The sequence below is a fragment of the Bacillus nakamurai genome, from assembly GCF_001584325.1.
Lineage (GTDB): Bacteria > Bacillota > Bacilli > Bacillales > Bacillaceae > Bacillus > Bacillus nakamurai.
In genome coordinates this window covers 85,505-112,183 of sequence record NZ_LSAZ01000006.1, presented here as the reverse complement: position 1 = coordinate 112,183, position 26,679 = coordinate 85,505, and the positions used below count along the sequence as shown (strand labels likewise).

At 44.3% G+C, this 26,679-nt stretch carries 19 protein-coding genes and 3 pseudogenes; 2 read left to right on the top strand and 20 right to left on the bottom strand.

What is annotated here, in order from left to right:
- Positions 1 to 49 precede the first annotated feature (49 nt).
- The gene (locus AXI59_RS03935) at positions 50 to 1,243 is read left to right on the top strand and encodes a NupC/NupG family nucleoside CNT transporter (RefSeq protein ID WP_061527470.1); all 1,194 of its coding nucleotides are present in this window, start codon (positions 50 to 52) and stop codon (positions 1,241 to 1,243) included.
- Between the two features lie 47 nt (positions 1,244 to 1,290).
- On the opposite strand, the gene AXI59_RS03930 is transcribed toward AXI59_RS03935, so the two are convergent.
- The 4 genes and pseudogenes from AXI59_RS03930 to licT all read right to left on the bottom strand — a co-directional run bounded on the left by AXI59_RS03930 (position 1,291) and on the right by licT (position 5,800).
- On the bottom strand, positions 1,291 to 1,965 hold the full coding sequence (locus AXI59_RS03930; protein WP_061523284.1) for a DUF3298 and DUF4163 domain-containing protein: 675 nt from the start codon (positions 1,963 to 1,965) through the stop codon (positions 1,291 to 1,293).
- A 134-nt stretch (positions 1,966 to 2,099) separates the two neighbouring features.
- Complete coding sequence (locus tag AXI59_RS03925) at positions 2,100 to 2,390, bottom strand: hypothetical protein (RefSeq protein ID WP_061527469.1); 291 nt, start codon at positions 2,388 to 2,390, stop codon at positions 2,100 to 2,102.
- Positions 2,391 to 2,459: 69 nt separating this feature from the next.
- Positions 2,460 to 4,514: pseudogene (locus AXI59_RS03920) on the bottom strand (catalase).
- A 452-nt stretch (positions 4,515 to 4,966) separates the two neighbouring features.
- Entirely contained in the window at positions 4,967 to 5,800 is an 834-nt protein-coding gene (gene licT, locus AXI59_RS03915) for a BglG family transcription antiterminator LicT (protein WP_061527468.1), read from the bottom strand.
- Positions 5,801 to 5,970: 170 nt separating this feature from the next.
- On the opposite strand from licT, the gene AXI59_RS03910 reads away from it, so the two are divergent.
- The gene (locus tag AXI59_RS03910; RefSeq protein WP_156476220.1) at positions 5,971 to 7,221 is read left to right on the top strand and encodes an MFS transporter; all 1,251 of its coding nucleotides are present in this window, start codon (positions 5,971 to 5,973) and stop codon (positions 7,219 to 7,221) included.
- Positions 7,222 to 7,254: 33 nt separating this feature from the next.
- Here the strand turns inward: AXI59_RS03910 and AXI59_RS03905 are convergent, their stop codons facing one another.
- The 16 genes and pseudogenes from AXI59_RS03905 to AXI59_RS03830 all read right to left on the bottom strand — a co-directional run bounded on the left by AXI59_RS03905 (position 7,255) and on the right by AXI59_RS03830 (position 26,676).
- Positions 7,255 to 8,694, bottom strand: a complete 1,440-nt coding sequence (locus tag AXI59_RS03905; RefSeq protein ID WP_061527466.1) for a DEAD/DEAH box helicase — start codon at positions 8,692 to 8,694, stop codon at positions 7,255 to 7,257.
- Between the two features lie 67 nt (positions 8,695 to 8,761).
- Positions 8,762 to 9,124, bottom strand: a complete 363-nt coding sequence (locus AXI59_RS03900) for a hypothetical protein (RefSeq protein WP_061527465.1) — start codon at positions 9,122 to 9,124, stop codon at positions 8,762 to 8,764.
- A 209-nt stretch (positions 9,125 to 9,333) separates the two neighbouring features.
- Positions 9,334 to 9,576, bottom strand: a complete 243-nt coding sequence (locus tag AXI59_RS03895) for a hypothetical protein (protein ID WP_061527464.1) — start codon at positions 9,574 to 9,576, stop codon at positions 9,334 to 9,336.
- A 51-nt stretch (positions 9,577 to 9,627) separates the two neighbouring features.
- On the bottom strand, positions 9,628 to 9,990 hold the full coding sequence (locus AXI59_RS03890; RefSeq protein ID WP_240491485.1) for a YxiJ-like family protein: 363 nt from the start codon (positions 9,988 to 9,990) through the stop codon (positions 9,628 to 9,630).
- Between the two features lie 120 nt (positions 9,991 to 10,110).
- On the bottom strand, positions 10,111 to 10,944 hold the full coding sequence (locus AXI59_RS03885; protein ID WP_061527463.1) for a hypothetical protein: 834 nt from the start codon (positions 10,942 to 10,944) through the stop codon (positions 10,111 to 10,113).
- A 13-nt stretch (positions 10,945 to 10,957) separates the two neighbouring features.
- Positions 10,958 to 11,551 carry a hypothetical protein gene (locus AXI59_RS03880; protein ID WP_061527462.1) on the bottom strand — a complete coding sequence of 198 codons (594 nt, stop codon included), beginning with the start codon at positions 11,549 to 11,551 and terminating at the stop codon, positions 10,958 to 10,960.
- A gap of 195 nt (positions 11,552 to 11,746) precedes the next feature.
- Positions 11,747 to 12,574 carry a hypothetical protein gene (locus AXI59_RS03875; protein WP_061527461.1) on the bottom strand — a complete coding sequence of 276 codons (828 nt, stop codon included), beginning with the start codon at positions 12,572 to 12,574 and terminating at the stop codon, positions 11,747 to 11,749.
- 47 nt (positions 12,575 to 12,621) lie between these two features.
- Positions 12,622 to 13,101: a hypothetical protein gene (locus AXI59_RS03870; RefSeq protein ID WP_061527460.1), complete on the bottom strand. Its 480-nt coding sequence runs from the start codon at positions 13,099 to 13,101 to the stop codon at positions 12,622 to 12,624.
- Positions 13,102 to 13,296: 195 nt separating this feature from the next.
- Positions 13,297 to 13,770, bottom strand: a complete 474-nt coding sequence (locus AXI59_RS03865; protein ID WP_061527459.1) for a hypothetical protein — start codon at positions 13,768 to 13,770, stop codon at positions 13,297 to 13,299.
- A 49-nt stretch (positions 13,771 to 13,819) separates the two neighbouring features.
- Positions 13,820 to 14,494 carry a DUF7003 family protein gene (locus AXI59_RS03860; protein WP_061527458.1) on the bottom strand — a complete coding sequence of 225 codons (675 nt, stop codon included), beginning with the start codon at positions 14,492 to 14,494 and terminating at the stop codon, positions 13,820 to 13,822.
- 171 nt (positions 14,495 to 14,665) lie between these two features.
- A pseudogene (locus AXI59_RS20825) lies at positions 14,666 to 15,207 on the bottom strand (RHS repeat-associated core domain-containing protein); the annotation flags it as partial.
- Between the two features lie 310 nt (positions 15,208 to 15,517).
- A pseudogene (locus tag AXI59_RS03850) lies at positions 15,518 to 16,427 on the bottom strand (hypothetical protein).
- Positions 16,428 to 16,452: 25 nt separating this feature from the next.
- Positions 16,453 to 23,469, bottom strand: coding sequence for a DNRLRE domain-containing protein (locus AXI59_RS03845; protein WP_061527455.1), 7,017 nt, complete (start codon positions 23,467 to 23,469; stop codon positions 16,453 to 16,455).
- A 203-nt stretch (positions 23,470 to 23,672) separates the two neighbouring features.
- A complete protein-coding gene (locus AXI59_RS03840; RefSeq protein ID WP_061527454.1) occupies positions 23,673 to 24,590 on the bottom strand; it encodes a DMT family transporter in 918 nt (305 codons plus the stop codon).
- A 128-nt stretch (positions 24,591 to 24,718) separates the two neighbouring features.
- Positions 24,719 to 25,165: a universal stress protein gene (locus AXI59_RS03835; protein WP_061523315.1), complete on the bottom strand. Its 447-nt coding sequence runs from the start codon at positions 25,163 to 25,165 to the stop codon at positions 24,719 to 24,721.
- A 113-nt stretch (positions 25,166 to 25,278) separates the two neighbouring features.
- Entirely contained in the window at positions 25,279 to 26,676 is a 1,398-nt protein-coding gene (locus AXI59_RS03830) for an aryl-phospho-beta-d-glucosidase (RefSeq protein ID WP_061527453.1), read from the bottom strand.
- Positions 26,677 to 26,679: the final 3 nt, after the last annotated feature.

Genomic DNA, 26,679 nt, shown 5'->3' with positions numbered 1-26,679 from the left:
AAATAAGAGCTTTTTTATTTCCATAATAAACCTTATAGGAGTTGCTCACATGTATTTTTTATTGAACATTGTCGGCCTCATTGTTGTCATGGCAGTTGTTTTCTTATGTTCTCCTCAAAAAAGAAAGATTAAATGGCGTCCGATCGTTATGCTCCTCGTCCTTGAGTTCCTGATTACATGGTTTATGTTAGGAACAAAGGTCGGTGGCTTTGTCATAGGTCAAATCGGCGCGTTCTTTACATGGCTGATTTCGTGCGCCAGTCAGGGGATTGCGTTTGTTTTTCCGTCTGTTATGGCGAATCCGACGGTTGATTTTTTCTTCAGCGCCTTGCTGCCGATTATCTTCGTCGTCACCTTCTTTGACATGTTATCGTATTTCGGCATTTTGCCGTGGCTGATTGATAAAATCGGGTGGCTGATTTCCAAAGTGTCGCGTCTGCCGAAGCTGGAGAGCTTTTTCTCCATTCAGATGATGTTTTTAGGAAATACAGAGGCGTTAGCCGTGATCCGTCAGCAGCTTGCCATTGTGAACAATAATCGCCTGCTGACGTTCGGGCTGATGAGCATGAGCAGCATCAGCGGCTCGATAATCGGATCTTATCTGACGATGGTTCCTTCAACATATGTGTTTACAGCCATTCCGTTGAATTGCTTGAACGCACTGCTGATCGCAAACCTGCTGAATCCGGTTGATGTATCGAAGGAAGACGATATTATTTATGTGCCTTCCAAAGAAGAGAAAAAAGATTTCTTCTCCACGATTTCTAACAGTATGCTTGTCGGGATGAACATGGTCATCGTTATTTTAGCGATGGTGATTGGGTATGTGGCATTAACGGCTGCGTTAAACGGCATGCTCGGACTGTTTGTGCACGGGCTGACCATTCAGAAGATCTTCTCTTACGTCTTCAGTCCGTTTGCGTTTCTCCTGGGGTTAAATTGGCATGATACAATGTATGTCGCCCAGCTGATGGGAATCAAGCTCGCAACGAACGAGTTTGTGGCGATGGCTGATTTGAAGGGGCAATTGCAGGCATTACCGCCGCACACGGTTGCCGTTGCGACGACATTCCTGACGTCATTCGCAAACTTCAGCACCATCGGTATGATTTACGGTTCTTATCAATCCCTGCTTGATGGCGAAAAATCAACTATCATCGGCAAAAACGTTTGGAAGCTGCTTGTAAGCGGAATTGCCGTTTCCTTACTAAGCGCGGCGATTGTCGGATTGTTCGTATGGTAAAACAGAAAAAGCGATACCACTCCGTTTCCGGGTGATATCGCTTTTTTTTATTGATAGACGGAAGCAGGCACGTGTACGTCGCGAATGCCCGCTGCGTAAGGTCCCATGTCATATTGCCCGAACACAATGGCAATGCCGTCCTTCGTAAAGTAGAATGGTGTCTCTTTGTTAAGGGAAATATCTTTCTTCTTCACGTCAGGATAAAAAAGAGTGTCGTGTTTTTTCATATAGCTGTAAAGATAATCCTTCGTTTGATTTACCTTTGTTTTAGAATTCAGCACATTGTTCAGCGTAACCTGTTTTTTCGTTTTCAGATCATAATTGTAGGTTTGGACGGCTGTCATCCCGTGAGCACCGCCTGTGAAGATATAGTTCTCCGTTTGAATGCTGAGCTTGCCGCCTTGATTGTATTTCACCTGAAAGTCTGTTTGATATTCTGCCTTGTAGCCTTGTTTTTCAGCGTCTTTTTTATTTTTCACATATTCTTGGTAGGATGTCTCGATATACTTTTGGAAGTCTTGGTTGATTTTCTTTTCAAATGCTGCGTTTCCGGTGTTTTGGACTTGAGGATACGTTAATTCCTTAACATGCTTATACGTATGGCTGGTGACGAGAGGCTTGCCGTTTTGTGCGGCTTGAGCTGAAGGCGCTGCGCCTCCAAACAGAGCGGCCAGCAGCACTGCTGCAAGCACAGCCGCCATTGTTTTACATATTTTCTTCATCACAATTCCTCCTTTTCTTGTACCGCTTTTTGAAAACGAGATACACTCTATAGACAGTGCCGAATGGAAAATTGTTTCTAGGTCTTCTTTCGTGTTTTTGCCCATAAAAAAGAGACACGGCTCATCCATGTCTCTTACGATGGTCTTTGCGCAATGGCTTCATGAACCGCTTCAGCCAAATCTGAGTTGCCGAACATCTCCAAAACGCCGATGACTGTCTGATCGGGAATCGGTTCTGACTCTTCCTTCGGCACCGCAAGCTCCTCAACGGTTTTTTTCAGCCCCTCGTTTAAAGGCTGGCCGGGATAAGCCTTGCTGTAGAGCGCTATCGGGTCAAGATCGTGATTGACGCACCATTGGGCAAAGATTAAAATCATCATGTTTTCGTCGCGACGGTAGTATTCTGCGAGCTGTTTTTCGTTCATGCTGCATGTCTCCTTAGTAAAAGGTGTTTGCCCTAAAGATACATCAGCATATGAATGGTGTAAACTAATTCATGAAATTTCCCTGTCCCAATGCCGGTGCTCGGCAACGGCATTAATAAATCGATCATTGTCATCTGCGACAAGGCCCGGGCCTTGTACGGTTCCCGCGGCGAGTGTCAGCAGTTCTTTCCCTTCTCCGGCAGCACCGATTGCTTTGTAGTGGCTGAAGGCTTCGCTGACGAAGTCTTTGGCCGCTTTTTGGGCTTTGAGACTTTCGATGTTTTGTTTTCCGCCCGCGATATAGACAGCGTCATACAATACTGAGTCTGCTGTCAGGAAGGTGGCCGCCGCTTCGAGCTGTGTGCCGTTTTCCCCCTTGATCGCGCCTAAGGCCGGACTGATGATGTCGGCTCTGACTCCCGCTTGTTTGAACACGGAAAGCGCCTGTTTCAATTCTTCGTCGGCGAAGCCGTGATCAGCGAGAACGGCAATCTGTCTTGTGGCTGCCGTTTTCACTGTGTTGGCTTGGCTTAAGGCCGGGGAGCGGAATGTTTCATCCGAATCGTGATCCTTTGACGGCGGGTTTACGCCGACCCCTTTTGCGATGCGTTCAGCAAGCTCCGCGTCCACATTGCTGAATACATCAACCACCTGCTGCTGAACATCCTTGCTTTTCACTTTTCCGACCTCAAAACAGAACGCGGAAATGATATGTCTTTTTCTACAGAAGACATGCTGTTCCAAAACATCTTTGCCTGTGAGAAATAATCGTTGAAGCTCTCACTGCGCTGGCGGACTTTTCTGCCTTCGATCGACTTTTTCCTGATAATGAACATAGCCTCCCTCTTCTTCTGTCGCCGTCGACGGATCGTTGTTTTGCAGGGAGTTTTTATGATAAGCGACAGGGCCTTTATTAATCGTCATGCGGTGATAGCCGTCATATTGGTTGTTATGAAACGGGCACACCGGCCGGTTGATCGGAATCTCGTGGAAGTTCGGCCCGCCAAGACGAATGAGCTGTGTATCCGTGTAAGAAAACAGCCGGCCTTGGAGAAGCGGATCGTTTGTAAAATCAATGCCCGGCACGACATTCCCCGGGTGAAAGGCAACCTGCTCTGTCTCGGCGAATACGTTATCCTGATTGCGGTCGAGCGTCATTTTTCCGATCAGCTTGACGGGAACCAGCTCCTCCGGCCACAGCTTCGTCGGATCGAGAATGTCGAAATCAAACTTGAATTCATCTTCTTCCTCAATCATCTGTACGCCAAGCTCATACTCGACTTTCCCGCCGTTTTCGACGGTTTCCCACAGATCGCGGCGGTGGAAATCGGCGTCTTTTCCGGCAATTTTCTGCGCCTCGTCCCACACGAGGGAATGAACGCCGAGCACAGGTTTCCAGTGAAACTTCACGAAGCGCGCTTTTCCTTTTTCATTAACGAAACGGAACGTATGCACGCCGAAGCCTTCCATCATCCGATAGCTCCGCGGGATTCCTCGGTCAGACATCGTCCACATGACCATGTGCGCGGATTCCGGATTATTCGCGACAAAATCCCAGAACGTATCATGAGCTGTCGCGGCCTGCGGCATTTCATTGTGCGGTTCAGGCTTGAAGGCGTGCACCAAGTCCGGGAACTTAATCGCATCCTGAATGAAAAACACCGGGATGTTGTTTCCGACCAGATCATAGTTCCCTTCTTCCGTATAGAACTTGGTCGCGAAGCCTCTGGCGTCACGCACCGTGTCGCCTGATCCCTTGGAGCCTGCCACCGTTGAAAAACGGACAAAGACAGGCGTTTTCACAGACGGGTCCTGCAAAAATTTTGCCCGTGTATATTCAGTCATCGGTTCATACACCTGAAAATGCCCATGTACGCCGTACCCGCGTGCATGGACGATCCGTTCCGGTATCCGCTCGTGGTCAAAGTGCGTCATTTTTTCACGAAAATGAAAATCCTCCATTAATGTAGGGCCGCGGACGCCCGCTTTTAAGGAATGCTCATCCTCTGATACACGAAGCCCTTGATTGGTCGTCATTTTTTTCCCGCTGTTATCGACACGGTATTGTTCCAGCTGTTCATTTTTTGTGTTTTCATTGATTCGTTTGTTTTGATCTTTACTCATTTTCTGTTCCCCCTGTATTCAATGACCTGACACTCTTTTACTAACCGGATACCCGAACCGATTGTTGTGTAAACGCTCAAATCGGTCATGGAAAAGCAAAAAAAGAGAAAGCGGGGCGCTTTCTCTTTCTCAGGTGGCATCGTTGGTTGTTTCCGCTAGATGCGATGGCATCTCTATACCAATAAAAGCTCTTCAACGGCCCTATTTTCGTAGACTCCCGTACAGTAACAATCCTGTCCGAAACGCTGTTTTCCTGCGGTGGCATATCACCTTCTGACAACATAAAAAACCTAAACTACTACATACTCAGATAAGAATATCCGGGCTATAGTAATTTAGGTTTTGCCTGCTGATCAGTAACAATCCTAAATAATAGATATTGATTTTTACCAAAAATATCATATGAAATTAACAATGTCAGCGCTTTCATAATAAGCATTTCTTTCTGTTCATTACGTTTGCTTCACAACTCTTTCAATGTGGATGGTTAAATACAAGAGCTCGTCGCTTGTCAGTTTGCGGCCAAACTCTTTTTGAATATATCGGTTAATTTTTTGAGTGCATTCATAAGCATGATCGTACTTTTCTTTCACTGTTTTCAGCAGAAAATCATCCTGGCCTTCCATACATGATCCGTTAAAAAGGCGCTGTGCGAAAAATTTCAAATGGGTGACGAAGCGATAGTAATATAAAGATTCCTCATCATATTCTATACTGAAATGGTATTTTACGATGCTCAAAATCTCCTGCATGACTTTTGTAATGTTAACGATATTCGGCATTTCCTCATTAAGCTCGGCATTGACGATGTGGAGCGCGATAAAACCGGCTTCATCCTCAGGAAGCGTCACGCCGATTTTTTGCCTGATCATGGATAAGGCCTGCCTGCCGATTGCGTATTCATCTTTGTAGAGCCGCTTTGTTTCCCACAAGAGCGCGTTTTTGATATCCAGCCCTTTTTGATGGCGCTCCAAAGCGAAATGAATATGATCGGTCAATGATACATAGATGCTGTCATTCAGTTTTTTTCCGAGCTGCATTTTGGCATAGCTGATAATTTCCTCTGACACTTCCATATACTCAAGCGGAATATCGTATAAAAGCGTCTTGAACTTTTCGGACACATCTTTATTATCAAGCGTGAATATTTTTTCGATGCGTGTTTCATCGACCGGATCGCCCGTCTTCTTCTGGAAGGCGATTCCCCTGCCCATGATGACCAATTCCTGTTCCCCTTCATTTATCACGCTGATGACATTATTGTTAATGACTTTCGAAATTTTCATTCTTTTTCCCTCCCATCTTACCATTTACCTGCTACACTTTGATTGTACATCCTTTTTGTACTAGGTCAATATCTTCAGGTCAATCAGCATACCTCGCGGAAATCATTGTCCAACAATCAGACAAAGGTGCATATGATGGAGAAAAGCGTGTTTTACGAGAAGGAGCATGTGTGATGAAACGGTTTTCGAAGGAAGAAAACAGCTGGATGCTGTATGACTGGGCCAATTCAGCCTACTCGGTCATTATTATGACTGCGGTTTTCCCATTATTTTTTAAAGCGTCAGCGTCAGGCAACGGCGTCAGCGCGGCCGATTCTACCGCATATTTGGGCTACACGATTGCAGCAGCGACTTTTATTTTGGCCATGCTTGGCCCCATTCTAGGGACGATAGCCGATTATAAGGACTGTAAAAAACGTTTTTTCGCTTTCTTTTTCCTGATCGGCGTAGCAGGCACCGCCTTACTGGCTTTTATTCCCGGTGAGTATTGGCAGCTTTTATTGGTCTGTTATACGATTTCCACGATTGGGTTTGCCGGATCTAATGTGTTTTATGATGCCTTTCTCGTTGATGTGGCGGCGAAGGAGCGGATGAACTTGGTTTCCGCCCGGGGCTTTGGTTTAGGGTACATCGGCAGTACAATTCCGTTTCTCCTCAGCATTGCCGTCATCCTTTCGGCGCAAGCCGGTGTGATCCCGCTGTCCGCCGACGCCGCAAGCCGAATCGCTTTTTTTATTACCGCCGCTTGGTGGGGGCTTTTCTCCATCCCGCTCCTCCTCCACGTCCGCCAGCGCTATTACATTGAAAGGGAGCCGCGGCTTGTGGTCAGCAGTTTTAAAAGACTCGCCGGCACGATGAGGCAGATCCGGCGGTACCGGGCGCTGTTTTTGTTTCTCCTTGCGTATTTCTTTTATATCGACGGGGTCGGCACCATTATTACGATGTCCACATCATACGGCGCTGACCTCGGCATCAGCGCGGCGAATCTGCTGATCATTTTGTTTGTCACTCAGGTCGTCGCCGCACCCTTTTCAATTTTGTACGGGAGGCTGGCCGAACGTTTTAAAGGAAAAACAATGCTGTACGCCGGAATTGTCATGTATATGATCGTCTGTATTTACGCTTATTTTATGGATAATGCGCTTGATTTTTGGATTTTGGCAATGCTTGTCGCCACTTCTCAAGGCGGTATTCAGGCTTTGAGCCGTTCTTATTTCGCCAAGCTTGTCCCCAAGCAGCACGCCAATGAGTTTTTTGGCTTTTATAATATTTTCGGCAAATTCGCCTCCATTATCGGGCCGCTTCTCATTGCCGTTACCGCCCAGCTGACGGGAAACTCATCGGCCGCGGTGTTCAGCCTGATTATTTTGTTTGTGATCGGGATCGTGATTCTTGCTTTTGTCCCTGAGGAGACGGCATAAGAAAAAGCCTGCATTCGAACAGGCTTTCTTTTTTTACTTATTCGCTTTATTGACTTTGAGCTTCTTGCCTTTGACCGTCGTATTTTTCATGACTTTCAGAACATGCGGCCCTTTGCCGTTTAAGATTTCGACGTAGGACGCATTGTCCATAATGGTGATGATTCCGATGTCATCGGCCGTTACGCCGTCAATTTTGGCAATCGTTCCGACAAAATCGACCGCTCTGATTTTCTTCTTTTTCCCGCCGTTAAAGTACAGCTTCATAATGTCTTTGTTTAACTGTTCGCTTTTGTCTTTTTTCATCACCGGGCGCGCGTTCAGTTTTTCTGTGAAGGCAGCTTTCCGTTCCGCCACCGCTTCCTGAGTCGGCGCCTCGCGTTTTGTGACGGAAAAGCCGATATAATCCTCAATCTCATCCAGAAATCTCGTTTCAAACGGCGTGACAAACGTGACCGCCTGTCCCCGGTGTCCGGCTCTGCCCGTTCTGCCCGTGCGGTGTACATAGCTTTCCTTTTCAAGCGGAATATCATAATTGATGACGAGACTGATGTTTTCGATATCAATCCCTCTCGCCGCAACGTCTGTCGCGATTAAATAGCGGAACTCGCCCCGCTTGAATTCGTTCATGACGTCAAAGCGGTCCTCCTGCACCATGCCGCCGTGGATCTTATCGCAAGGATAGCCTAACCTGTCCAGCTGATCAGTTAACTGGCTGACCCGTTCTTTCGTCCGACAGAACATAATGCAGCTGTCGGGGTTTTCCGTGATGAGGACATCGCGCAGCAATGACGATTTATCCTCTTCTTTGACCCGGATGACAAAATGTTCGATTTCTTTCGTCGTCAGGCCCTCCGCTTTGATTTCGATCAAGTCCGGCTCTTTCATATACGTTCGGCTGAGATGCTCCACGTCGTCCGGCAGCGTCGCTGAAAAGAGCATGGTCACCCGCTCCTTCGGCAAGCGCTGAATGATCGCTTCCACCTGCTCAATGAATCCCATATTCAGCATTTCATCGGCTTCATCAATCACCAGATACGCCAGCCGTTCGATCGGCAGCGTGCCTTTTTCAATATGATCAAGCACACGGCCCGGCGTTCCCACAACAACATGGCTTTTTTGCTTCAGCTCATTTTTCTGTTTTTCAAAAGAGGATTTTCCGAAAACCGCCGTCGCTTTGATCCTTTTGAAACGGCCGATATTTGTGATATCCTCCCGGACTTGCGCCGCCAGCTCGCGGGTCGGCGTCAAAATCAAGGCCTGCGGTTTGTTTTCTTCCCATTCCGCCAGCTCGCAGATCGGAATGCCGAAGGCCGCGGTTTTGCCGCTGCCCGTCTGTGATTTGACAACGAGGTCTTTTTTTTGCAGCGCCGCGGGAATGACGCGCCTCTGTACCTCAGTCGGCTCGGTATATTGAAGTCCTTCCAACGCTCTTGCGATGTCGGGGCTGATAGAAAAATCTTTAAATTCGCTCATGAATAAACTCCTTCTCTGTCTAACTCCCCTCATTATACGCGAAACGCTGACTGTTTACCCTGCCGTTTTATGAGGCGCTGTCTGGTGGCTGCTTTTTCCTCACATCAAGCACGTCCCACTTGCCGCAATAAAAGCTCATGCTCTGCTTCCCGTTATCTACATAATAACGCAGCCTTTCCCATCCGCTGTCTATCGGGCTGATGTCCAGATGAATGCCGGTGATGCTTTCGAGATCATCCAGCCGGGCAGAGCACACGTCTTCAAAACGCAGCTTTGCCTCATACTCCCCGCCAGACAGCTTCAGCTCAAATACGGGAATTTTATCGTAATATTCGTTATACCCAGTAAAGAAAGTAAACTCCGTCAATTCAAAGCTGTCAGGTGCATCCGGCAGCATTCGGGTCACTTTCTCATGTTTGTGCCACTCCATTGTGTAAACCTCCCTGTTTAGATTTCAGCCAAAATACAGCCTGTCCTCCCGCGGATCAGTGGCAGACAGTGTCATTTATTAAAGCGAGAAAATACAATTCATTTGCGAGATTCTCATCAGCATGACTAAGCACGCACGTCAGTCTAGTCTTAAATGATATTTTTCTGACAAATCCTTTTTTATTTTTCTATGACACAACATTCTATGTTTCATATATGTTCTTGAATCCACTCTCTTAATTCTTCTGTCGTATGCAGATAAGAATCAGGCGCAGCTTTCAGATCAAACCCGCACAAATACACTAACATCTCCCAAACCTTTTCCTCCTCAACCACCGGATCATCTGCAGCCACGTACTCACCTGCCCAATCCGCAACTTCTTCTCTCATTGCTTGGCCGTTCAGGATAAGATCTGCCTTCTTCATACATTCTGCTAATGTGGGTTCTTTCATGTTTGTCCACCTGACCCTTTCTATCATCTGTCGTGTCTGTCTGTTTTCTGATCAGCTTCTATTTATTATGCTGACTAACAATCTCCTTGCCCGTTCGTGCAGTTCTATTTCCCGGCTGAGCTCCGGATAATCTGTTAAAACGTTTTTCAGGTGAGCATATTGGGGATACAGTTCAAAAAAGGATTTGAATAAGGCATTACGCTGCTGCTTAGGCATCTTTCTATTTGCCAAAATGCAATGTAAACTGCCGCTGACAAGCACGAAATATTCATAAAAATCTCCTGTACAGGCAATCTCTTCATAGTCTTCTTCAAATCGTACTGCATCTGAAGGCAGCGGACCCTCTAATTTTTTTTGGTGTATTTTTAGGTTTCTGATCACGTCATCATCTAAAGAATATCTGTTGAACATCATGACCTCGTTTATTCTCCCCATCCCCATAATGAAGGCGGATGGATGAGGCTCTTTATTGTATCTTCGTCTCTTGCCGTCAACGTCTCTCTGGACCAAAAAGATGCGTCATTCATTTCATTTTTACCCCTTACTGATATCCCTCTTATAGATCCCCGAGTCTGAGATTGCATAAATGGCGTTACTTGTCAGTTTCAGCTGTTGTATCGAAAGCTCCCGCCCATCTGGATCAAAGCACGTTACCTCTTGGATCGGCAAACTGACATCGGCCGGAATGAGGAACAGTGAATGTTCATCTTTGCATATCCAAAACCCGTCATCTGAAATCGCTAGCTGGTCATATACCCCACAATATTCTTTATCAGAAATAATCCAAACTCGTTTCACGTCGGTTTCATCAAACGCAGCAATGACTGTATAAGAGTAATACAGCATGTATATCAGTCCATCTTTTTCTGCAAGTGCATAGCAGTCATCTACCACGGGCGCATATATTTCTGAAAGCTGTTGATCAATATGAGTTTTCTTTAGTTGTCCGTCTAAAGTAAAGCACAGCACACTTTGTCCACTGGGGTTTTCATCACCATAAATGCCTTCATCACTTAAACCAACCCAAAGGTTTTGTTTCTCATCCAGAAGACTGCATGAAGCCCCTGATGGCAGAGAAAATGCACTTTGTTCTTTTCCGTCTGCTGAAAACACCTTAACTTTATACTCATACAGCTTGGAGTAAACAAATACATAACGGTCATCCGAACTCTGTTGAAACAGTATAATATCCTCGCACGGGATTTGTTCATCGATATGAATCACTCGGGTATCGCCGGATTCCTCCGTGATCGTAAACGAAAGACTGCCATTCTGATGCCGCCCAAGATACAGACGCCCGCAGTCGTCAAAATGACAGAAACATCCTTTTGTTGATTCATTGTGGATTTTATTCATTTTTATTTTCATGAACTGCTCCTTGTTATTTATAATGCGCGGTGAACTTTTTTTGAAATTCATCCGGAACGATCTGATCCGGGAATACAACTGATATCCAGCCTAAAACATGGTCATCTAAACGCCTCCAAGATTCTAACGTTTTTCCCGCCATTTCCTGTTCAATGCCTAAAATACAAATTTCAAATTCTCTTTCTCCGTAAATCGCCCACTTGAAAGCCGCTGAAGCCCATACGACGCGGGATGCATTTTCCATGATACAGTCGTATTTACTGTGTTTTGGATAATCCATTAAAATGGAAATATATTCATCTTCGGTTATATCTAAAGGGATCTTTAACCAGTTAAAATATCCGAATTCCTCGTAAAACCGATTCATATCATCCGGATGTTCCAGAACAGCCATTAAGATAAATTCATCGTGATGATGATGCGCCAAACTTTTGAGCATCACCCAGCCTTCTTCAGACAAGACCCAGTGGAATTCCTCAAATAGATGATAATGTTTTCGTTGTTTAAATACTTGTTCGGGGAACATTTTGTCTTCATGAAATAAGGAATATATTTGGGATTGAAAAACTGCCGATTCCTTTGTGTTCTTTATAAAAAAGGGATGCATTTTGAACCTCTTTCTCACTCTGGCGGCGGTTTATACGCAAGCTCACAGCCGTATTCTGTGTGACATAGACGCACTTGTTTCATTAAAAGACGCCTCTTGTTTTCTTCAAGCTTGTCAATTAATTTTTTTATCATAACTGAGCACTTCCTTACAGGATATTTTCATTCTGCCAGCATGTATTCTGCATAGAAGTGATCAATGCCTGACTAGATATAAATCGTTATCATTAAAGATAAAAATGCGGTCCTGAACGGCTCTGTACGTTGTTTTTCCTTTTCTATCAATACCATGTATGATGACATCAGCCTCTGTTAACCCTTTGTTCTCTTCATGAAATGCAAATAGGTTATCCTCGTTATTCTGAATCAGCAGCACCCTTTTTTTCGAAACGGACAGCTGATCACAATAGGAGTATTGATCGCCGTCTAGCACATATTCTGCAACAGTACGAATTCTGTCCCGTTCAATCTGATAATGCCCGATGACGCAGCAATCCTCTCCCTCGAAACATACATACAAATCGGATTTGATCGATTGTACGGCATAGCATTCATGCATTATTTCTTTAAAATCGTCTTCAAAATAAAACGTTCTTTCTTTTGCATGAAAAGCAAATATCGCTTTCCCTTGAGGATTTCTCTCATCATACAAACCCTCGTCTGTTAATCCGATCCATAATAACCCATCCCCATCCAGATGAAATACATTGGCGCTTAATAAAAAAGAACAAATCGGATTGATGTCATTACTGTTTACACAGTACGTGCTCAATTGACAAGTATGATTTTCCAGATAAACGATAACGATTGTGTCATCATACGAATCAATCAGATAGAAATAGGCATCTTCAGAAAATCCGTGTAACTCTTTTTTGATTAAAAGAGAGCTACCTTTCATAACCTCCAATATTACTTTGTGATCATGCACCGACACAATAAATACTTGATCGTTCCGGCCCGCATTGAAATAAATGATATGTTCTCTTTCATATGACCCAATCCGCTCCGCGGTCAGTTCTAACATCAGCAACACTCCGTTGATTATGTATGGAATAACGCCTCTATATTAAATTAATCAATGATATATAAATCTGTTGCATCGTATTCAAACCAAATGATTTTTTCTTTATTTTCAGTAGTTACATCAACCTTTAGAGTGTTCAGGTTCATGCAGGACTTATTTTTGGCAGGGTTTGCCATTATAACAACAAAGTCATTGATCGATGCTAAAAAATATAATTCATCTAATAAGTTATCTGCCATCAATTCTTCTTTTGTGAAGACACATTCAATATGAATCAATTTTTTCGATACAATATTCATATTTAGTATTTTCTTTTCAACCTTCTTCTTCCATTCTTCAATAAAAGAAGGTGATGCCATTACTTCTATTAGAACTGTTTCGAATTCTAAGTCATTCATTAATTGAGAAAAAGTATCTTTACTTACTAGATCACATGAATACAGCGAGTTAAATTTCATTGGATTAATCACATCCAGATTCCCTATAGCCCTCAATGATTCTTCTTGTATATTTAAGGGATCGCTCATGTTTACCTCCGCGAACGGTTTCCCGCATATAAGTGTATTTGCTGCAGATCCATGGTTTGGTTTTTTTCATTTAAGAAAAGAGAGGCTGGTAACCTCTCTTAATTGACTTATTTATCATTTGAATAAGATACATAAAATGATAAATTATCCAAGCAATTTGATTTGCTTCACAAATCCAAACTATAAGCTAAGTGATTATCCTATATACTCCTCAATGGTTTTTACATTCGGTAATAGCCTTTTCAGATTACCTATTAACTCAGGGCAGCCGGTAAAAACAATATCAGACGAGTCAAAAAAACCGACTTCGAATACAGCCCCTTCAACTGGCGATCTATAGTCTTTATTCCAGTAGGCTTCATTCTCATTAATCGCAGGTTTTGAGGATAGAGACAGCTTCTCCAATGAATGAGGGACAGCTGTGAATACTCCAAAAGTTGGAATGATGTCATAAATACTTAGTATCTCTTTTAGATTTTCACCTTTTATATAAAGGAATTCTATATTTCTTGAGAATAATTCATGCTCAATATAATTTTTATTTTTAAACACTGTTATATCAGAAAGATCACTGATCAGCCAATTATATTCCTCAATTTTCAACTCGATTTTGTCAAACAAATGTTTTACATTAAAATATTGATCATTATTTTCTAATACAAGTCTCATTCTTCCCTCCTAACTATACTTTAGAGATTGAAAGATTTGATTAATTAACTCATTCAATATCGTAATCCTCCCACTCCTTCCAATGATTATTTATTTCCCCTGAATTAACCTGACTTTTGCCTTTTTCAAGATATTGTGCAAATGATTGAAAAGAAATTAATTGGCTTGGATCTGTTAGATAATCGGGATATTCCCAATTCTCCGTTTCGAATACTCCCTTAACTTTGATTTTTAGGTCTAGTACATTCAAAAGCTTTTTTGGTTTTATCCAAAGCATATCTCTAAAAGAAGCATCCTCAAACAAATTCCTAAAATATGTTTTCCATGCCCTTTCTTTTGTACTCTTTTGGAATTTATTTCTTTGGTGAACATTTACGCAATAGCGAGACTCTTTAATTTCAATTTCCACTACTTCGCTTAATTGTTGAAAATCACTTTCACGATATGTTATTTTCTCACCTGCTTCAGTCCTTAATGCGAAGTCATCAATTATTATCAATTTGTAGTTGTCTGAAAAACAGTTACTATAGGTATGAATAGCCAGAAAAGGCCCTTTAGAATCTACTTCGAAGCAATGAATTGCCAGTAACCAATTGTCATTATTTAATCTTAATACGGTACATTTACTCCCAACATAATTAGATTCCCGCCATTCAAAAATCGGTCGATTTAATTCACTAAATTCATCGTCTAATAGGCTAAGAATTTCTTTACTTTTAATCAAAGTTCATTCTCCTTCTTAAACTATTTTTATATTTTATCTCCCCCATAATAACTCATTTAGTATATAATTGGATTACATATCCAAGTTTCTTTTTTCCTTAACCTGCTACTAGTACTTCTTGCAGGTTGACCTTCTAGCATATTTACCAGGTTTTAAATAATTCTTAGTTCCTTTCGCATATCCCAAAGCCTTCTTACCACCTTTAAACACTTTCCCAGCCCCAAAGTTAGAAGCAGCATCCCTATCGGCTTCTCTCAGCCCTTACCTGCCTTACGCCTTATAGCCGTCATAAGCCGCAAAGCCAGCGTTAATAGCTAACCCATACCCAATGCCCGTCAGGATCAACGTTCATGACTGGGTTGTTGTTTCCGTATGCATATCCATTCTGATTCAGTGAATCTCCGTCATCACCCGGGTCCGGGTCAAGTGATAAAAATACCCCGTTTTTCGGCTCGTAGTAGCGGGCATCAAATAATACAGGCCGATTTCTCCGTCGTATTGATAGCCTCGTAGCGGTAGCGGTTGTCTTTTACTTCATCGCTTGCTTCGGTTTTTGTCGGATTTCCCCACGCGTCGTACTGATATTTGGCAACGGTTTTTCCGGTGCTGTCAGAGATCGAGATGACGTCACCGTGTGCGTTGTAGTAATAGAAATATTTCTTGCCATTCTCTGTGTAGGATAACAGCTGGCCGCTGTCACCGTACGTGATGCTTTCGGGTGCGAGGTTTAATTTTTTCATACAAGAAAAGAGAGGCTGGGCTCTCTTACTCTACTTTATTTTCAACGACCTGAATATAAAGTGAGAGTTCTTTTTTAAAGAACCGATATTCGCCCCTTATTTCATCCCCCGTAATATAATTTACCCAAATCGTTTTGTACGTTGCCATCTCCTGAATTATATTTTTTTAATTAGTTCCACTCTCCCACCCGCTATTTCCGTTTACTAAACCACGGGCGACATATGATTTAATATTGTCTTTTTTAACCGCAGTCTCCTTCCTACGAGGACTTTTTAAAAAAAATCACATTTTATTCAACAGAAAAAGAGTGTTATGTAGATCAATTCCTGCACACTTATTTTTATAAGAAGCCAATTGTGTAAATCTGAGACTTTCTCCATTTTCATTCAAAATTTCTTGTTCTATATAACTTTGCATATCATTCGTCTTCAATACTTTTTCAATATAGTAAGAATCCTCATCACGAATGAAAAAATAAATAGATGATTCATTTTTGATGCATGAACTACACTCTATTTCAACCTCAAATCGATCTAATGTTTTACCAAGTAAATTTAATTTTTGCAAATAATTTTCACCCATCGATCTGTAATACAAATAGATGGCATCTTCACTTACAAACGTAGAGTAATATTGATCAATCATATAAGAACTAACACCATGGGAACACAATTCATATTTTCCATTTTTCAAAACGAATTTATTAATTCCTCTCGTGCTTATTTCCTGATCAACGCAAGAAAATATGCCTATTTCATCATAGCCGACCCATAGACTCTTATTTTGATCTATCATCATTGAATTAATGTAACGCCCTGCATAAAAAGATTGATAGAATTCTTTATGCGGATTCCACAAATATATATTAGGTTCAACATTTCGAACCCCGTCCTCGTACTCTTTATCCACTAAAAGCAAAAATGAATCATCAACTTTTTGTACATTTATGACTTGCTCGTTTGTTTGTACGCTATAGCTATTTAAGAATCGTCCATTAGTGTTACAGTAAAGAACAATATGATTAATATATTGAGCACCATAATCGATTTCTTTTTTAGTTAATACGATTATTTCTGATTCAGTCATCGATAGCAATACTGTATCTTCCTCATTTACTTTGACATTCAAATCTCTAAATTCTAGTTCATGCATAGATGACATCCTTTCCTATGTTTAAAAAGGAAGAAAGAATCTTCCCTCTTCCTTTTATTCACTTTTTAATAAGGATAACTTGTTACAACATACCTTCCAGATTTAACAACCTTTACAGTATAAGTATGCCGACCATTCGTTTTTCTTCCAATAGGCTTTTTAAACTTCTTAAAATGTACTGTTCTACCATCTTTCTGGATGTATGCCGGTCTAGTTCTTGCTGTTGCCTTCGTTGTCCTTCTTAAAGTTTTAGCACTTCTAAACTTGCTTTTTGGTTGTCCATTTGGCATTCGTGCCTTTGACTTAGGTCCATGATCTTTTTTGATATGTTTCCAATTGAAGTTTTTACCTGATTTTGCAAATCTATAAACTCTCTTAGCACCCTTAAATATCTTCCCAGGCCCAAAGTTAGAAGCAGCTGCCCAAGCAGCACCTCTCCATCCTTTACCTGATTTATAGGCCTTATACCCATCATAGGCTGCAAATCCGGCATTTACCACTAGCCACACCCAATGCCCGTCAGGATCGACGTTCATGACTGGGTTGTTGTTTCCGTATGCATATCCATTCTGATCCAATGAATCTCCGTCGCTGCCCGGGTCTGGGTCAAGCGATAAGAAGACGCCGTTTTTCGGCTCGTAGTAGCGGGCCATGAGATAGTACAGGCCGGTTTCTTCGTCGTATTGGTAGCCTGCGTAGCGGTAGCGGTTGTCTTTTACTTCGTCGCTTGCTTCGGTTTTTGTTGGATTTCCCCATGCGTCGTACTGATATTTTGCGACGGTTTTTCCAGTGCTGTCTGAGATCGCGATGACATCACCGTGTGCGTTGTAGTGATAGAAATATTTCTTGCCATTCTCTGTGTAGGATAACAGCTGGCCGCTGTCACCGTACGTGTATGATTTGGTGACGTTGTTGTCTGCGTCTGTTTCATACAAGACATTCAGGCTGTCTCCGTCGTAGAAATAATTCGTGACTGTTCCATTGACAGTTTTTTGGATTCTGTTGCCTTTTTCATCATATTTGTATGTTGCGAATGGTTTGTCTTCGCCTTTTTTCGTCACGGCGGTCAGGTTGTCTTCCGCGTCCCACGTGTACGTGTATTTGCCGTCAGATGTGCGGTTGCCGTTTTTATCGTAGGACAGTTCTTCGTCATTCACCTTCGTCAGCTGGTTCATAATGTTAAATGAAGCATTGACTGATTTGCTTGCGCCGTCTTTTGTTGTGGTGACGTTTGTCCGGTTGCCGAAGCCGTCGTACGTATATTGAATGACTGTGCCGTCTTCATGAGTTTCTTTGACGAGCTGGTTGAGCTTGCCGTATTCGTATTGCACCTTGCCGGCCGCTGAGCTGTCGATGACTGTGCGGTTGCCGTTAGCGTCATATTCATAGCCTTCTTGGAAGATGCTGTCTCCGTTTTTCGCTCCGATATGAAGAGAGCTGACGAGATTCCGTTCATCATATGAGAAGCTCGTGCCGACTTCGTTGCCGCTGATAAATGTCTGGACATTTCCGTTTTCATCATAATCAAATGTATAGACTGATGTGCCGTCTTTCATTTCAATCATTTGATCAAGCTTGTTGTACGTAAAGCTGTTTGTTCCTTTTTGGCCGCCGTGGCTCCACGAGAAAGTTTTCAGCTTATCCGAATCAGCCGGATACGTCCAGCTTTGGCTGCCGTCACGGTCGGTTAATTCGGTCAGGCGGTTTTTGTTGTCAAATGTGCGTTTTTTCGTTGTATTTTGTTCTTTATTTGTGACCGACGTTTCATTTCCGTTTTTGTCATAGGTAAAGTTGTACTTTTCAGTGCCGTTATATGCTTTTGACTTTACCCGATCTGTGCCGTCATAGGTCAATGAGACTTCATTGCCATTGGCAGAGACGGTTTTCGTCAGGTTGCTGTTGGCGTCATATTCACTCTTCAGTACATTGCCGAGCGGGTCAGTTGTTTTGACGAGCTTGCCCATGACGTCATATTCATATTGATAGGTCTGGTCTGCGCCGGCCCGTATCGTTTTTGTCAGCTCATGGCCTTCCTTGTCATAGCTGTGAAGAATGGATGTGCCGTTGGACAGGGACAGTTTTGTCAGCTGGTCGGCCTGATCGTATTCGTAGGCGGTTGTTTCGCCTTTCGCATCGGTTTCAGACGTTTTTTTGCCTGTCTCATCATATGCCGTTGTGCTGGCGTAGCCTAGTTCGTCTTCTTCTTTTGTGACGTAGTTTCCTTTTTCGTCATAAGTGCTTTTCGTCAGGATGCTTCCTTCGATTAATCGGATATCATCAAACCATGCCGTTCCTGTGGCGCTTTTTTGGAACAGAACGCTGATGTCGATTTTGCTGATCGGCTTTGTTTTCGGAATGACTGCCGCTGCCCGGTTCCATTCCTGTGTCCCCTGCGGGAATTTGGCGCTGTATACGCCTGTCGTGCCGTCCGCATAGGTGACATTGGCTTGAAGTGCGTAATCATTTTCATTCGTTAATTTGACGCCGTCTGCCTTGGACATCCCCGTCAGCGTGATATATACCGGTTTATCGTCTGAGCTTTGGCCTAATGTGACGGTTTGTTTTACGGCCGCATTGGCTTGAGATGTATTAGCGCGGGACGCTTTTAATGAGATATCGTCATCGAAGCCCTCATCCGGGTCTGCGGCTGCTCCGCTCGTGCTCCAGCTGTCTGTTTTGGCAGTGAAACTGCTGTTTTGAACCGGGTTATAGCTTGACGAGACTTCGCCTTTTTCCAGCTGAACCTGGTCAAACCATGCTTTTCCTTTGCCGTCCTTGTCGTTATGATCCACTTCCATATAGACGACGGCTTTTCCTGCATTGCCCGGTGTGGTAAAGGTGATCTGCCGTTTCGTCCAGTCATTCTTTCCGGCTAATGCGCCGGATTCATTGTGAATCCATTGAATGCGTTTTTGGTCTTTGTCACGCAGATCAATATTAAAATACGCTCTCGCCTTCGTCAGATCTGTTTTGATCTGGCCGCTGAGTGTATACGTTGTATTCGGCTCAAGCTGCACTTCCTGCGTTGCGGACGCATGGCCGTGCTCCGTTCCGGCAGAAGCGGATTGTGACGAGATCTCCAGTGCTTTTTGTCCGGACAGCGCGCCGCTTCTTGCGTTTACGGACGCGATTTTTCCGCTGTCCTTCGTGGTCGTGAGGTTCCAGCCAAGCTTCGTCCCTTCAAAGCTGCCGTCTGTCAGCAAGCTCGCCGAAGCTGCCAGCTCTTTGCTTGATTGAATGAGATTTCCGTACTTGTCATAAACGGCGGCGGATGAGGATTTTCCGCTTTGATCCGTCTCAGAAACGGCATCAAGTCCGTCGTAGGCAATATCGGTGACGTTCCCCTCGGTATCCTTCATTTTCGTCACGTCATTGTTTTTGTTGTACTGATATGTTTCGGTGCCGTAGTTGTCTTTTACGGCTGTGACATTGCCGTCTTTATCATATTGATAGCTTTCTGTCGCTTTGCCCGTACCCGCATCGTTCGGATCGGTGTCCTGGATGACATTGTTGCCCTCATATACGGTGTTGGTCGTGATTTTTAACCCTTCGGCGTCATCGATCACCTGAATCGGGTTGCCTGCCTCGTTATAGCCATACTGCACCTTGCGGCCGTTCGGCTGCGTCATGAGCAGCGTTTTTTTGTCGGCGTCATAGCTGTAATCGTACGTTTCTTTTTTCGCATTGATCGCTTTTTCAAGGCGATGGCCGCTGTATTGGTATTCAGTGAACAGCGGTTTATCATCTGTGCTGTTTGCGGAATACTGCTTGACGAGGCGACCTTCGTCATCATAATCATAGCTTGTGACGCTGCCGTCAGTATCTGTCACCTTTTTGAGAAAGTCTTTTTCATATGAATACGAGATCTTTTTGTTTTTCGGCCCTGTAAGAGATGTGACATGGCCGTTTTCGTCGTAGTCAAAGGTCAGCTTGCGCCCTGATGCGTCTGTTATGGCGGTCAGCTGATTGTTGTCGTTATACTCGTATGCGGTTGTGTTGTTGTGCCCGTCAACGACCTTTTGAAGCTTGCCGCCTTTTTTGCTGAAATACGCATTCGTTTGATCCTTTGTTTTTAATACAAATTGGTCGCTTGTTTCGGTTAACTCAAGATAAACGCCCGTCGGCGGCTGGTAGGTGCCGTCGGATTTCTTCGTGAACACATGTGTTGTTGCGTCTTCATCAATATAGATGGCTCTGCCGTCTTCAGAAAGAATCGACGTTTCCGCATCAGCATACCATCCTTGGCCGAACATATGGTCAGAGCTGTCAAGGCTGTTATAGGTCCGAGATAAACCGAGCCCCGGCCCGCGTCCGTCGATCGACATATCTTCTTCATTGACGATGACATTTCCCGTGGCGCCGTTCAGCTGCCCGTCCGGAATGTCAATGATAGACCAGAATTCTTCCGTTCCGAGAAATTCCGCCCCTTCGTGGAAAGCCGGATTAAAAGGTGCGGTCGGAATGCTGTCACCGTTTGCGTCATAAGCGGTCAGCGTGAAGGAATAGTTTTTCTTCCCTTTGTAATTGCCGTTTGCGTTCGCATAAACAGGCGAAGGATCAAGCGCCAGCTCTCCGCCTTTTCCGTCCGTATGAAGCTGGTACTTTCCTGCTTTCACCTCATCGGCTGACGGCCAGATGTTTTTGTTTTGGGTCGTCCAATGATCGGTGTCGCCGACATCGAATGATTGATAGTCTTTCCCGTTATAGATATTGATTTTATAGCCTTTGGCGTTTTTGACTTTGTCCCAAATGAGATTGACATAGCCTGTTTGGCTCGATTTTGTATTTGTATAGACATAGCCTGTCAGGTTTTTCGGCTTTGCGATATCAGGCAGCGCCGGACTTGCTTCAGGTGAGGCGATTGCTTCCCCGTCCTTGTTATAGGCGATGACTTTAAACCCATAGGTTTTCCGGCTTGCATCTCCTCCGGCGTTTTTATAAACGGGACCCGGGTTAATCGGCAATTCCGCGCCGTTATTGTCTTTCAGGTGAAGCGCGTATTTTCCGGCGGTGATTTCTGCTTTTGTCGGCCAGATCTTTTGGTCTTTTGTAGACCAGGATGTTTTATTTCCAAGGTCAAGGGTTTCAAAGCCTTTGCCGTTGTAGACTTGAATTTTATACCCCGCAGCGCCTGATACGGCTTTCCAGGAAAAATCAAAGTAGCCTGTTGCGTTATTGTTATTAAAGCCTTTTGTGCTTGGTTTCTGAACTCTGCCCACATTTGGGATGACGGGCTTTGCGGCCGCTGACATTGCGCCTTCTCCTTGGTCAAACACAGCGCTGACCGCGACCCAATAGTTTTTGCTTGCCGGATAGCTGCCTCTGGAATTTTTATATACCGGTGACGGATCAAGCGCCAATTCACTTCCGCCTTTGCCGTCTGTATGCAGCTTGAATTTTCCTGAGTCGATTTCCGCTTTTGTGGGCCAGATGTTTTTCCCTTTTGTGCTCCAAGAGGTCACATTGCCGACAGGAATGGCTTGATATTCTTTCCCGTTATAAAGCCAGACTTTATAGCTTTTGGCGCCTTCGGCTTTTTTCCAGCTGATATTGAAAAATCCGGTTGAATCACCGTTATGATACGCTTTGACAGACGGTGTGTCCGCCTTCGGAATCGTATATGTCACTTCGATGTATGGTTTTTTGTCAGAGTTAGCTGAGGACATCAGCTTTTTCCAATACTCTTTTCCGTTGCCGTTTGCGTGGAGCTTAAAGCCGTAATTGGCGCCGCCGCTGTTCCACGACTTGACTGCGGATGTGACATCGTAGCTGGCCCATTGGCCTTTGTAGACCTCGGCTTTGCCGATATTTTTGGAGCCCGGTTTGTTCTTCCACGTGATCTTGGCATTGTCATAATTGCTGTTTACAGTGTCGAGCCAAAGCCCCGTCGCCTTTGATCCGTAATAGGAATGGGCTGTGTATGCTTTAAGCGTCGCTTTCGTAACCGTCATGTTTTTAATCGGTTTTAAATTATCAAACTTCATAAACGCATAGTTCGTTCCCGTTGTGCCGTCATAATAGCCCGTTTTCAGGACGTACGCTTTCAGTCCGGCGTCCCATTTCTGTGAGGCGGCGGAGTAGTTTGTCGTCGGGTAAGCGCTCATGACAAAGGTATCGGATGACACGGATACGGATGTCGACGGGTCAATGGATACCGGATAGACCCGCTCTGGGTCTTTCAGCCATTTTTCATCGGCCGTTACGTGGAGCAAGTAGCCTTCGTTGTTTTTCTCTAGTTTGAAGCTGACGTCATCTGACCGGCTGACCTCGCCGGACTTCTCGTCTAGATTGGAATCGGTCATAAAGGGCTTCGGCACGGTATAGATAACTTTTTCTTTGTCATCAGAAAACGCGATGGAGCCGTCTTCCTGTTCTTTTGCTTGTAAATCGGTTTTGATTTGAAACGTAAATGAGTTATATCCTTCATATTTGTGAAGGACGAGATCCTCTTTGATATTTTCGTTGAATGTGTAGGTTTGTAAGTCAATGTCAGGAAACACTTGCTGATACGTAAGCTCGTTACTGTTTTCCTTCACTTTTGCTGAGGCATCTGTCGGAGTGATCGCTGCCTGATCGGGGCCTTTTGCGCCAGTTAATGAGTATGCGAGCTTATGATCATCGTGTTCAAATGTAGCGTACAATCCGTTCTTCATTTGTTTCAGAAAATCGGAATTCAACACTGTATTTTCCGTCTCGATTTCCTTTGAGCCGGTTTTTAATTCAGGGGAGATGTCTTCCCAGTCCGCATTGGCGGTTTCTTTTGTATGAATGGGCTCTGTGTAGACTTCCTGCTTATACACACCGTCTCCCTCATAAAAAAGCTTTGAATGTTCAGTTCTTTCAGACGTGATCTCACCGTCTTTTTTGATATCTTTCTTGTCAAACGGCAGCTGTTCGGATTCTTTTTCCGCCGGAAGATCTTTTTCCGGGTCTGCGGCCGGAATGGCGGCGGCTTTCACTTGATCTTCTTTTTCACGCGTTTCTGCTGCAAATACATCGGCAGGCGCGATCGAAATCATTAAAGCCGCTGCAAGCGAGCCTGCTAACCAGCTTTTCCACTTGTTCTTTTTTCCTATTTTCATATGTCCTCCTCCTTCTTTTGTAACATAGACTTAATAATGGTAATCTCATTGAAATTTTTTATCAATATTTTCCTAGGTATTTAAGGTTATTTTAAGGGTAAGAGGAATATATATACTTTTTCTCGCGTGTCGAATATCATAAATTTTTATTTTGCGCTCCGGTGCAGACGCAAAACACAAAAAAGGCAGCCATCATGGCCGCCTTACATGTGGGTGGTACCTTCTGTTTTAACAGGCTTTTGTTTCTTCACCAGCGTCAGCGCCATACCCGCAAAAATCATGACAATGCCCAGTGATTGATAGAGATCGAGACGGAAGCCGGTAAACACGGTGTCCAGCACAATCGCCACAGCCGGATCGAGAAAAACGATGATAGAAATAAATCGGGTGGACAAAAAACGCAGACTGTCAAAAAACAGCAAATACACAATCCCGGTATGAATGATCCCGGTAGACACAATCATGATCCAGTTACTATGGGACAAATGAGAAAACGAGCTGAAATGGATAAACGGAAGCAAAACGACAATCCCCAATCCCGTCTGCAAAAAGGTGACGGCATAAGGGCTGAGGCTGTTGATGCCTTTCCCGAGCAATGTTGTAAAGGCGTAAAAAAGCGCGGCCAAAACGGCCCAAATAATTCCCGACCCCATCAGCTGAGCCAGCGACGTATTCCCGTTGATGCCGGAGATCAGCGCTGTGCCCAGAAAACAAATCACAATCGAGCTGACAGACATGACACGCAGTTTTTCCCGGTATATGACGCTTCCGAGGAGGAGGACAAGAACCGGAGCCAAATGGTAAACAGAAATCGCAATCGTCACAGACGTTTCTTCAAATGATTTAAATAAAAACACCCAATTAAACACGAGAAAAAACCCGCAGGCCAGCGTTTGAAAGACCTCTCTCCGGCTCCACTTTTCCGTACGGTACTGCCCCGTCGCAAACCAGCAAACCCCTAAAAATAATGTGGCGCACAGACACCTGACAAAGACAAGCTCAAACGACGGCACATTCGTGTGTTCTGAGAAAAAACCGATTGATCCGAATATCACCATGGAGATGACCATTTTGATCACGGCGGTTGATGTTTGATTAGATTGTATAGGCTTCTGCTGCATAGTGTATTCATCCTCCATACATCACACAGTTAACTGTTTTTCAGTCCATTGTACTGGAATCAGAGGAAGAATTCATCCTATTTTTAACATCTCATAAAAAAAAGCCCCGCATTGGCAGGGCCTCTTGTTTAATGAACGATCAATACAGGACAAGGAGACAATTGTGAGACCTTGTGGCTCACGCTTCCGAGCATCATTTCTTTAAATCCGCTGATTCCGCGGCTTCCGACGACTATCAGATTGAAATGCTGTTCTTTCGCTATGTTTAAAATTTGATGTGCAGGCTCACCTTGGACGTACAGGCCTTGTGCCTCTACTCCGCTCTCAGCCGCTTTCTGTTTTGCATCTTCCAAAATGGCTGTTCCTTTTTGCTCGACTTCATGTTTGATATCTTCAATGAAGTTTTCAGGAACATATACAATTCCGGTTAAGGCTGAGGTTGAGACAACGGCCTCACGCCCCGCATAGAGGATAGTGAGTTCAGCCTGCTGTTCTTTTGCTAAATGAATAGCTGCGTCCAGCGCTTTGCTGCTCATGTCTGAGCCGTCTACTGCTGCAAGTATTTTTTTAAACATATGAATCCCGCCTTTCTGCTTTTATTGTCCTCCTCTTTTTGCTGAATGTCAATTTTGTTGGGCTATCGCAGAACATTGAAACGCCGCCCGTTTACCAGGCGGCCTGTTTCTGTTTACAGACTTTCTCCATTTGTAGAAATGACGTCTTTGTACCAGTGGAAGCTTTTCTTTTTCTTTCGTTCAAAAGTGCCTTTTCCGTCATTGTCCCGATCGACATAGATGTACCCGTAGCGTTTTTTCATTTCTGCGGTTGAGGCGCTGACGAGGTCAATCGGCCCCCATGACGTGTAACCGATTAAGTCGACGCCGTCGGCAATTGCTTCTCTTACTTCTATTAAATGATCACGCAGGTAATTGATCCGGTAATCATCCTGAATGCTTCCGTCTTTCTCCGGCTGATCCACTGCGCCGAGGCCGTTTTCTACGATGAACAGCGGTTTCTGATAACGGTCATACAGCGTGTTCAGGGTGATGCGCAAGCCTTTCGGATCAATCTGCCAGCCCCATTCAGATGATGTCAGATGCGGATTTTTCACGCCGCCGAGAAGATTCCCCTCAGATTGTGCCAGATGCTCTGGGTCGGTGCTTGCGGTCATTGACATGTAGTAGCTGAAGCCGATGTAATCAACCGTATGTTCTTTCAGCAGCGCCTCGTCTCCGTCCTTCATCTCGATCGTGATTCCGTTTTCTTTAAAGAACCGCTTCATATAGCCCGGATAGCTTCCTCTCGCTTGAACATCAGAGAAGAAAAGCGTGCTGCGCTCTTTTTGCAGGGCAGCCAATACATCCTCAGGCTTCGGCGTCATCGGATATGTCGTCGTCGCGGCGATCATGCAGCCGATCTTTGCATCAGGGATGATGTCATGCCCCGCTTTTACCGCCAGCGCGCTTGCCACGAATTGATGGTGCACCGCTTGGTACATCGTGTTTTGTTTCTTTTCTCCTTCTCGGAACACAAGACCGCCGCCTGTGAACGGAGCGTGGAGAACGACATTGATTTCATTAAATGTCATCCAATATTTCACTTTGTCTTGATAACGGCTGAAAACGGTGCGGGCGTAGCGCTCATAGAAATCCACGATTTTGCGGTTTCTCCAGCCGCCGTAGTTTTTCACGAGGCCTAGCGGCATTTCGTAGTGAGAAATCGTAACGACAGGTTCAATATTGTATTTTTTCAATTCATCAAAGAGTCGATCGTAAAATTTCAGGCCTTCCTCATTCGGCTCTTCCTCATCACCGTTCGGAAAAATCCGTGTCCACGCAATGGAGGTGCGGAAGGCTTTAAAGCCCATTTCAGCAAATAAAGCGATATCCTCTTTATAGCGATGATAAAAATCAATACCGTCATGATATAAATTCAGCGCATCGTCTGATTCATGAAACGGAGACATGATGCCGTCCGGGGAGACATCCGCCGTAGAAAGCCCTTTGCCGCCTTCTTTATACGCTCCTTCAACCTGATTGGCGGCAACTGCGCCGCCCCATAAAAACCCTTCTGGAAATCTCTTCATGTT

Excerpts from the sequence above, each read along its gene's own strand:
- AXI59_RS03935 (WP_061527470.1), top strand. The coding sequence starts at position 50 with ATGTATTTTTTATTGAACATTGTCGGCCTCATTGTTGTCATGGCAGTT.
- AXI59_RS03930 (WP_061523284.1), bottom strand. The coding sequence starts at position 1,965 with ATGAAGAAAATATGTAAAACAATGGCGGCTGTGCTTGCAGCAGTGCTG.
- AXI59_RS03925 (WP_061527469.1), bottom strand. The coding sequence starts at position 2,390 with ATGAACGAAAAACAGCTCGCAGAATACTACCGTCGCGACGAAAACATG.
- licT (WP_061527468.1), bottom strand. The coding sequence starts at position 5,800 with ATGAAAATTTCGAAAGTCATTAACAATAATGTCATCAGCGTGATAAAT.
- AXI59_RS03905 (WP_061527466.1), bottom strand. The coding sequence starts at position 8,694 with ATGAGCGAATTTAAAGATTTTTCTATCAGCCCCGACATCGCAAGAGCG.
- AXI59_RS03900 (WP_061527465.1), bottom strand. The coding sequence starts at position 9,124 with ATGGAGTGGCACAAACATGAGAAAGTGACCCGAATGCTGCCGGATGCA.
- AXI59_RS03895 (WP_061527464.1), bottom strand. The coding sequence starts at position 9,576 with ATGAAAGAACCCACATTAGCAGAATGTATGAAGAAGGCAGATCTTATC.
- AXI59_RS03890 (WP_240491485.1), bottom strand. The coding sequence starts at position 9,990 with ATGATGTTCAACAGATATTCTTTAGATGATGACGTGATCAGAAACCTA.
- AXI59_RS03885 (WP_061527463.1), bottom strand. The coding sequence starts at position 10,944 with ATGAAAATAAAAATGAATAAAATCCACAATGAATCAACAAAAGGATGT.
- AXI59_RS03880 (WP_061527462.1), bottom strand. The coding sequence starts at position 11,551 with ATGCATCCCTTTTTTATAAAGAACACAAAGGAATCGGCAGTTTTTCAA.
- AXI59_RS03875 (WP_061527461.1), bottom strand. The coding sequence starts at position 12,574 with ATGTTAGAACTGACCGCGGAGCGGATTGGGTCATATGAAAGAGAACAT.
- AXI59_RS03870 (WP_061527460.1), bottom strand. The coding sequence starts at position 13,101 with ATGAGCGATCCCTTAAATATACAAGAAGAATCATTGAGGGCTATAGGG.
- AXI59_RS03865 (WP_061527459.1), bottom strand. The coding sequence starts at position 13,770 with ATGAGACTTGTATTAGAAAATAATGATCAATATTTTAATGTAAAACAT.
- AXI59_RS03845 (WP_061527455.1), bottom strand. The coding sequence starts at position 23,469 with ATGAAAATAGGAAAAAAGAACAAGTGGAAAAGCTGGTTAGCAGGCTCG.
- AXI59_RS03840 (WP_061527454.1), bottom strand. The coding sequence starts at position 24,590 with ATGCAGCAGAAGCCTATACAATCTAATCAAACATCAACCGCCGTGATC.
- AXI59_RS03835 (WP_061523315.1), bottom strand. The coding sequence starts at position 25,165 with ATGTTTAAAAAAATACTTGCAGCAGTAGACGGCTCAGACATGAGCAGC.
- AXI59_RS03830 (WP_061527453.1), bottom strand. The coding sequence starts at position 26,676 with ATGAAGAGATTTCCAGAAGGGTTTTTATGGGGCGGCGCAGTTGCCGCC.